The following is a 7,419-nucleotide window of genomic DNA, read 5'->3' on the forward strand; positions in this document are numbered from 1 at the left end:
GTCACTTTCATTTGAAGATATCGTGTCCGGAAGGATCGTACCGAATGACGAGGTGGGGTCGAGTATATTCACGAATGAGTCAGTGGTGAATATGGTGCAGTTCAAATTTTCCGCCTGATATGAACCTGTATTCACCAATTCCACAATCAACTGGTTTGTATCACCTGTCGGAGTGTATTTCAGATAGCCGGGGAAGTAGTATTGAACAAATTCGATAATCGGTGCATGGACGATGAAGTTGAAGTCGGATATCCAGGTTGAATCATTGTCATCTTTTATAACGAGGCTCAAGTCAATCCTGTGGCTGTCAGGACAGGCAGAGTCAACGACGATGTTGTAGCCGTCAACCGAGCTGAAAGCTGAATCAAAAGCCGGAACATCGTCGAAAGATTTGGTTGTGTCGTATAATGTGAAGAACGGGTCGGCTGCGGCTTTTTGAAGAACACCGACTACATTATAAGCGGTGGAGTCCCCCCAGTTCTTTATCCATACCGGAATATCAATGTCTTCACCCGGGTTTGCAATGTTGTCGTTGTTGCCGCCGATTGAATCCTCGATTAGAAAGGAGTTCAATAATAGATACGGCCCACCTGTGAACTTGACAGGTGCTTTGCCTGAGTATGGTTTGAGGTTTCTACCGGTGACAGTACAGACAAGTGAATCGCCGGGTATGTGGAAGGTATCAATGAATGTTATATTGCCGGCGTTGTCGGTTCGGCCATAGTGATAGATGGTGGTGTCGCGCTCCGCCATTATGCAGACCAGGGCGCTTTCTACAGGTACACTGTTATATTCAACATGTACCCGGATCGTGCCGGCTTCGGGTACCACCCAGAACAGAGAGTCATGTACCACGGTTATTCCTTTCGGTGTAAAGGTCCTCAGTTCCATTGATGGGTCGCCCAGACAGGTCCAGCTGTTGTATTCAAGCGTATTATGGAATAACTCATAGTATTTTAATCTGCCGGCTTCAGCCGCCTTTCCCAGAGTACTGAGGCTGTCACAGAATATATTTTCAAGGGTTCCTTTTGCTAATGCACTGCGGAACTCGGCAGCGTGCATCAGTGCCGTGGTCGTTCCTAAGAAACCGACTACGCCCTTGAGTTCGGTCGGTGTGCCGGTTCTGGTCCATTCCTGGCCGATTCCGTAAACAGTCGCACAGGTCGCCGAAATTACGACCGGCAGCATCGGTCCGTTATGCATATCATAACCGTGGATTGCATTAAACGGATAGTCCCAGTTATTGAAGCCCACTCCGCGATATAATATATAGGAACAGCCGTTATTGATTGCGTTGATTACATCGACACTCGTGTTGCCGAAACTCTGTGCCAGGGAATCTATTTCAGTGAAACCGGCGCCGAGCATCAGGGTGTGGGCGTAACGTACATCAGCCCAGTAGACCGAATCCGCCGGAAAAGAGTCTTCGTCTTCATTGACGATGGTTACGCCGCCTCTGTACCAGAACGAATCGATCGCCGTCATGCATTTTTCATAACTGAGTACCTTGGCGACGATGGTCCGGGCTTCGAGTGTATCATCCACCCAGAAGCGACCGGGCAGAAGTTCATTATGGAAATCCCCTGTGACATTTGTATAATAATTATCACTTTCATAGACATACCCCTGGTAATTTATCGAGGGGAAGGGGATTTTATTCGGACTTCCGACAAGCAGGAGATATTGGGGTTTAATATCCCAGGTGTTGTAGACATCGGTGATATAATTCTTTATCTGTTCAGGGCCATTGCCGATGTCAGATAGTTTTACTATCTTTGTTTTGAGTCCTTTGGTTGTTTTCCAGCGGGCAAATGGTTTTATTTTATTGTAAAAGTCATCATGGGTGATTATCAGATAACGCGCTCCTGTTTGGGCGATGACTGATTGCCAAAGAAAGAGAAACAAGAAAAATTTCTTCATATCACCTAAACACCGTGAACTTCCGGATCAAGGTTCGATCTTGTTCCCTCAATTCCAGGAAGTAGATACCACCGGCAAGGTTGAATTCGATCTTCCATTCGATCCTGTCGGGATATCGGTTCAGGTGTTTAACAAAACCATATAATTCCCTGCCTGCGGTGTCGTAAATATGCACTTCGATATCCTGTCCCTGTCCGGACACAGCGGTGTTATAGATTACTTTGAGCCTGTCAGACGCCGGTGTCGGGAAGATTATGAATTCTTTGTTCAAACAGGCGGTGCTGTTCTTCTCCACAACACTCGTTCCATTCCAGTTCTGGCCGCCGTCCGTAGTATAGAGAATGATGTTATAACCACAGGCAATGCCGTGCAGACTGTCTGAGAAGTCGACGTCAAAGAGGGTCGTGGTCGCCGGATTATTCTGGAACACCCAGGAATCACCACTGTCGTTCGTATATATAATGGTGCCGAATCTGCCGACCGCCCATCCGTGATTTCCGACAAAGTCGACCGCCCTGAGATAATAGGTGTTTGTCGGAGGTGTGATGTTGTTCCAGGTGGCGCCTCCGTCCGTGGTCTTCAGGATGACCGCCGAGGTGTCTGTTTCATCGCCGCCGACCACAATACCGTCAAAAAGATTAAAGAAGTGAACATCCAGATAGTCCTCGTATCCTGATGTCTGATACAGTGAATCCCAGTTAATACCGCCGTCTGAAGAATGGATGATCATTCCCTGTCCTAATGAGAGTGAATCCGGGTATCCTGCAACTGCCCAGCCGTCCCATTGATTTAAGAACGAAACGCCGTAATATTCAGCACTGTACCAGGGAGTGAAATTCTGGTCCCAGAAGTTCCCGCCGTTGGTCGTCCTGCCGATTGTTCCGTCGCCGCAGGCAGCCCACCCGTAATCCTGGTTAATGAATTCGATTCTTGTGGCGTATTTGGACAGACCGATTGCCTGTGCATACCAGTCGATTCCACCGTTGTCAGTATGGAGAATTTCGCCGAGAATGCCGCAGGTCCAGGCGCTCAACTGGTCGATACAGGTTACATCAAAGAAGCGTTTTGTGGTGCTGTCCGGCGGATCCTGAGGCTGCCAGGTGGCGCCGCCGTCCGTTGTATAGAGAATCATAACCGTATCAAGGCATACGACCCAGCCGTGCAGGTTGTTCGGTGCCAGGGCGCAGCCGTGATAATTATATGCCGACACAGAAGATATTAAAATCAAGAATAATGGTATAAGATATTTCATACCGCCTCCTTTATTTAAGGTAAAAAGATAACCTTCTTTATAATTTTAGAATCTTTACCCACAAAATTCAAAAAATAGACTCCGCTGCCGCTCTTTTCGCCTGATTGATCAGTACCGTCCCAGAAGATTGAATGTGAGCCCGGAGAATAAGAATCAGGAACAGGGATGCTCTTGATGAGACGGCCGGTGATGTCGTAGATATGCACCACCATGCCCTTTGCACTCAGACCGCGGTTGAGTTTGATATTTATTTGTTTGTGGAACGGATTCGGAGATAGTGTTATTTCCAATTGGCGCAAAGATTGCGTGTCTTCTGTAATACCCGGAAATGAGTCTGGCGGGTCAGTGGTGAACTTGATCGCCCGGTTGTCTGCAAGGGGCGCGGCGGCGTCTGGATAGATATCAGCATAGGTGTACTCAAGTCCGATGGTATGTTCCCGATTTTCAATGCCGACGCTCGCATAGTTGTGCCACTGGTCGTCATTGGTTATTTCTTTATATTGAAAGAGGATTTCACCGTCGCCGGTCAGGGTGGGATAGTACTGTGGATCATAGAGAATCAGTTCAAAGGTCTGGAGCTCGGCAGGTGTGGGATTTGTCGGATCGTGGATATGCTGGACGTGTGAGTATTCAACTACATAGCGATGATTCGTAGCATCATACCAGTAACAGACATTGCCGCTTGAATCGGTTGCAGTCGGGTCCAGGTCGTCCCAGAACGGTGCAATGAGCAGGGGAGGGCCGCCTGCAGCGGGAATGTGCCAGTTGTACATATCCGCAATCCAGGTCGAATCCAGGGCGATATAGCCGTTTGAACAGATCGAGACCTTATCATACCACTGACCGTAAAATTTAAAATTGAACGGCAGGTCCAGTGTTTTTGTTTCGTCGTTTTCAAGACTGAGTGAATCACCGGGTCCGCCCAGTTCAGGGTCGATTTCGACCCAGTTATAGCTCGGAGCCTCAGGATAACCAGTATCTGTATCATCATAGGCGAAATAACCATAGTCATCAGGCCCCAGTGGTTCTGATTGGTTTATGACTCCGATGACTACTTCAAACTCTATTGTATCTTTAAAATTATTATCACCGGATAATATTTCAAAGAATTTAATTATGTGGCCCGGAGCGATTGAAGAGGCAGCACTTATCTGGAACCGATCGCTCGAATTGGTTGCCGAATCACCGGCTGCGATATTGCCGTAAGTGCCGATTGAGTCTAAAACCGTAACTCCCGGGTTGTCGGATCTGAGTATGCCGGTTATGTTGTTGCCGATTAATGCACCGCAATTCTTTATTGAGACGCTTATCTCAACTGTTTCCCCTGGTTCCAGAATTCCGTTTCCGCCGTCCAGTATTTGATGTCTTTGATAATCGAATTCAGGCGCTTTGACATCGAGCCAGAGCACAGAGTTCCAGTTTCCCTGGGATGAGGTGACAGCGAGGTTGAATTTGATTATGTGGTCGTTTCTGGTATTGGTCGAGACATCAAAGATATAAGGAGAGGCGGTCCCTGTATTACCCGGACCGATATCGCCGAAAGACTTTATCGAGTCAGAGATTGTCACATAAGGGTCAGAGGTGCTGAGTGTCGCCGAGACATTACTTGCGGTTGTGGAGTTTCCGAAATTTTTCAATGTCACCTGGAGTTCAATCGTTTCGCCGGGATTGATTTCACCGTTATTATTGCCGCCGGGGTCTGAGATCGTATGGCTTTCATAACCTACATAGACACCGGTGTTGTTGACCAGGCAGAGACCGCAGTACGGTTTGAAATTGTGTTTGGTCACCGTGATAAAGAGTGTATCCTGGGTCGCGGTTGAAAAACTGAAGGCGGCGTTGCCGTCTGCATCAGTGAACTCCACTTCTTTTACTTCGTTCCTTTTATATAAACTCACCTGGGCACCTTTGATCTTCTGGGAGGATGAGTTCATAACCTGGACCACAAAGGAATTGGTGCCTACGGGGATTACAGAGCTGTGGCTTACAATAAAGGAGTCTGGTATGTCGGTCCAGAGTTCGAGCGACGGATCGCCGAGCAGATTATAGGTGTGAAAATAGAATGACGAGCCGTGTGCCCAGGTCGTGTCCAGGGGAAAATTCAGGTACACCTCGACCTTGCCCCTGTAGAGTGCAGAACCGAGGTCATAGATATCTTCTTTTAAAATCGCCTGGTAAATACCGAAATCAAGACAGTTGTTCCAGCGGCTTGATGTGGTCGTTGCCGAGGCGCCGAAGAATGCGACTGCACCTTTGGGGGTTATGGGATTGCCCGCCCTGAGCCATTGTTCACCAAAACAGGTTGCCTGTCCGAAATTGCCGGTCCAGCAGGTGATGCTCGTGACCACAGGTAATTTCCAGCCGTTTGACAGGCCGATTACCTCGGTATTGTGAAAATTCGGATATACCCAGCCGTCCGGGTCTGCAATGCCACCCCGATAATTGACAAAGAGTACGCCCTGGTTGATCGAATTGGTGATCGGAGTGGGGCTTGAAACAGGCGGGTAAAAGACCGTGTCCACGGTATTGAAACCGTATTCGAGCAGTTTTTCCCTTACCCAGCGTTTTGTCGGGATGGGAGTGGTCATGGTATCCAGTGGATAATTGGCTGCGACCATTAATGCGCGGGTGAACCAGGATGTCGAACTCATATCAGGTGTTTTCTCATAACCGATGCTCTTCGCCGTCATGGTATTCAGTTCATTGACGGTATTCGCCGGTAATCTGCCGATGAGGAGTTCAGCAAAGAAGTCATTGCCGTCAATGAGTGAGTAGGGATAGTCAGTACGGCTGACCGGTGTTGTTGATGAATAGGGCGGAATCTGCTGTGTGTCGCCGATCAAGAGGACATATTCTAAGGTAGGGGTCCAGGTATGATAGGCATCAGCGATATAGTTTTTGATTTCAGTGGCTGAAGAGCCGGTTTCTGAAAGCTTTTTTACTGTTACGTGCCAGCCCTTTTTCTCTTTCCAGTCGGCTAAGGCGAGCACACTATCATAGAACGCATCAGGGGTGATGATGAGATAACCGCCGGGTTTTAAACCGGTTTCTTCTTCATAATTGAGGATCAATTCTTTAAAGACCCTTTTCCAGAGCATCGGCAATTCTGTCTGCGGGTCAATCGGCGTAAAATGTGCCGTGATTTCAATCGATTTTAGGTGTATCTTGTTAAATTTGTTTAAGTATTGCGGATATATGGTCACCGGATAAATTGTTGCATTTTTTGTGCTTATGCCTGTGCCGTTCCTGACCGGTTCTGTTATGTTTAAATTATGCTGTGTAATGGTTTTAACAGAGTCTCTTTCAAGGATTTTATATTCAATCTCAGGAGGAGTTTTACTCAGGATGAAACGGGTGACCGGCAGGAGTTCGGTTGGATTGTCTTCTGCAAATCTGACCTGGAATTTCACCATTGACGGATTTATGTCGGTTATAATGACCTGGGATGTTCCATAGGTGTTTATCAAAAACAAGAAGAGTATCATTCCTGCTCCTCCTGAGCAATGACCAGTCCCATATCCCGGTCTGCTATATAGATCAAGCCGTTCCTTACATAGACTGCATTGGCATATACGGTTTCAATCCTGCCGTATTCTTCAGGTGATTCAGGTGTACTGATATCCAGGATAATGACCCCTGCGTCTCCGTCGGCGATATATGCACGGTCTGCCTCGACATAGACGTCATTGGCATAATCAGGTGTATCATAGGTGCTTATTATCTCGGGAGACTCAGGCAAAGAGACATCAATGACAATTAAGCCGCCACGACCATCAGCGATATATGCATAATTATTTTTTATAAAGAGATTACGCGCATTAGAAGGCGTATCGAGCCAGGCAATGGCTGCTTCACTGTCCGGTTTTGCGAGGTTGAAGATATGCAGACCCATCTGTTCACAGGCGAGAAAGACGAGGGAGTCGCGTACAAATACACCCCTCACATTGCCGGGAGTTGAAAATCTGCGTACAAAGGTCGGATACTGGGGATAGCTTACATCTTCAACCACAAACCAGTAACCGCCTGCGGCATACACATAGAGCGAGTCGTTTGACGGTGCCGCGATATCATAACCATAATACCAGTTATCTTCTCCCACAAAGAACGGATTTTCCGGTTCTGCGATATTTATCACCCTTATTCCGCCCTGGTTATGATATACGGCGAGATATGCGAATGTATCCCTTACAGCCACGCCCACGATACTCTTTTCACTTTCATATTCTCCGACAACACGGGGATTTTCA

General features: G+C 47.6%; 4 protein-coding genes. All 4 read right to left on the bottom strand.

Annotated elements, in window-relative coordinates; genetic code table 11:
- Positions 1–1,920: hypothetical protein (locus tag ENI34_07260; GenBank protein ID HEC78924.1), on the bottom strand; the 1,920-nt coding region annotated here is incomplete at its 3' end.
- A 1-nt stretch (position 1,921) separates the two neighbouring features.
- Positions 1,922–3,172, bottom strand: a complete 1,251-nt coding sequence (locus ENI34_07265) for a T9SS type A sorting domain-containing protein (protein HEC78925.1) — start codon at positions 3,170–3,172, stop codon at positions 1,922–1,924.
- Positions 3,173–3,186: 14 nt separating this feature from the next.
- Positions 3,187–6,657: a T9SS type A sorting domain-containing protein gene (locus ENI34_07270; GenBank protein ID HEC78926.1), complete on the bottom strand. Its 3,471-nt coding sequence runs from the start codon at positions 6,655–6,657 to the stop codon at positions 3,187–3,189.
- Positions 6,654–7,419: hypothetical protein (locus tag ENI34_07275; protein ID HEC78927.1), on the bottom strand; the 766-nt coding region annotated here is incomplete at its 5' end. The genes ENI34_07270 and ENI34_07275, both read right to left, overlap by 4 nt.

It is taken from the genome of candidate division WOR-3 bacterium, from assembly GCA_011052815.1.
Taxonomy (GTDB): domain Bacteria; phylum Hydrothermota; class Tepidihabitantia; order SM23-42; family SM23-42; genus DRIG01.

Coding starts and splice junctions, on each gene's coding strand:
- ENI34_07265 (HEC78925.1), bottom strand. CDS start 3,172: ATGAAATATCTTATACCATTATTCTTGATTTTAATATCTTCTGTGTCG.
- ENI34_07270 (HEC78926.1), bottom strand. CDS start 6,657: ATGATACTCTTCTTGTTTTTGATAAACACCTATGGAACATCCCAGGTC.